The organism is Methyloversatilis sp. (assembly GCF_030696805.1).
Lineage (GTDB): Bacteria > Pseudomonadota > Gammaproteobacteria > Burkholderiales > Rhodocyclaceae > Methyloversatilis.
This window is the reverse complement of sequence record NZ_JAUYRO010000076.1, coordinates 1-1514: the sequence shown is the minus strand read 5'-3', so window position 1 is coordinate 1514 and position 1514 is coordinate 1. Positions and strand designations below refer to the sequence as shown.

3 protein-coding genes are annotated in these 1514 nt (G+C 53.8%); all 3 read left to right on the top strand.

Annotation, left to right across the window (positions count from 1 at the left end):
• The first annotated feature begins 87 nt into the window (after window positions 1-87).
• The gene (locus Q8R75_RS12515; RefSeq protein WP_305613248.1) at window positions 88-570 is read left to right on the top strand and encodes a cupredoxin family protein; all 483 of its coding nucleotides are present in this window, start codon (window positions 88-90) and stop codon (window positions 568-570) included.
• Between the two features lie 25 nt (window positions 571-595).
• Window positions 596-925 (top strand): copper-binding protein, encoded by a 330-nt coding sequence (locus tag Q8R75_RS12510; RefSeq protein WP_305613249.1) that lies wholly within the window; start codon window positions 596-598, stop codon window positions 923-925.
• 91 nt (window positions 926-1016) lie between these two features.
• Window positions 1017-1322, top strand: coding sequence for a hypothetical protein (locus Q8R75_RS12505; protein ID WP_305613250.1), 306 nt, complete (start codon window positions 1017-1019; stop codon window positions 1320-1322).
• The last annotated feature ends 192 nt before the right edge of the window (window positions 1323-1514 follow it).

Genomic DNA, 1514 nt, shown 5'->3' with positions numbered 1-1514 from the left:
CAAGGACTTCCATCAACCCGGGCGACACCGTCATGAAGGCCCGCAAGGGTAGCGGCAGCCACAACCATTAACTAGAAAGGAAACACCATGAAATCCCCCAAGCACTTTGTTATCAGCACTCTTGTCTCGATGGCGGCATTGACAGCAGGCAGCACCATCGCATACGCCGACGCAGGCCACAGTCATGGCGGCCATGCGGCTTCCATCGGTAAACCTGGTAAGGCAAGTCAAGTGACTCGTACGGTCAATGTCGACATGACGGACAACATGCGTTTCACTCCCGCAAAAATCGAAGTCAAGAAGGGTGAAACCATCAAATTCCTTGTCAAGAACAGCGGCCAGGTGCGCCATGAAATGGTCCTGGGCTCTGTCGCGGAGTTGAAGGCGCATGCTGAACAGATGCGCAAGCATCCGGAGATGGAGCACGACGACCCGAACCAGGTGCAGGTCGACCCCGGCAAAACCGGGCAGTTCATCTGGAAATTCGCCAATGCAGGAACGTTTGACTTTGCCTGTCTGCAACCCGGTCACTTTGAAGCCGGTATGGCTGGCAAGGTTGCCGTCAAGTAAATCCCCCTACTAAAGGAGTCTCAACATGAAACTGATTACTACCACTTTGGTTGCACTGAGCATGGCATTGTCTTCGGTGGCCTATGCGGATGATGCCCACCACCCCGAGAAAGCAGCGGCTGCTGCGCCGGCAGTGCTATCAAGCGGCGAAATCAAGAAGATCGACAAGGAAGCTGGCAAGGTCACCATCAAGCATGGCCCCCTGGTCAATCTGGACATGGCGCCCATGACCATGGTGTTCCGTGTCAAGGAAGCCGCCATGCTGGACAAGGTCAAGGTCGGTGACAAGGTGAATTTTGCTGCCGACAAGATCAACGGTGCGCTGACCGTAACCCAAGTTGAGCTTGCGAACTGAGTACCACCGTAGTTTGTGGCTGGGGCGGGCGCTCCAGCCACCTCAAGGCTGAGGCCCGAAAAGGACAAAGCCATCATTCAAGGAGTCTGTCATGAAGAAATCTGTTCTGTCTGTTCTGCTATCCACCGCCATCATCGTTGCGTTTCCGGTTATGGCTATTGATCACGAAAAGTCCATGGACAAGGAAATGCCAATGAAGAAAGACATGCCCATGAAGAAGGATATGCCGATGAAGGAATGCATGTCGATGAAAGAAGGAATGCCCATGAAGGAATGTCCACATATGAAGTCGGGTATGCCAATGAAGCCGGCAGCCGGGAAGGCTTCGGAAAAGTCACCGCGGGAAGATGCTATGCCAGCCCAAGACAAGCACTACCACCCTCGTGACGGCAAATAAGCATACTGAGCGGAGCAGAATGACTCTGCAATGAGTCCATCCGTTCCGCTCTCCACCCTTTTCTGGAGGGCCGTATATGGAACACCCACATGAAAACCATGAAACGCCACCTAGTTTCTGGCGCTCCCGTTTCGCGATTGGCTATCTTGTCATCGGCGCAGTCGCGGCCTATTACCTGCTAACCGAACATCT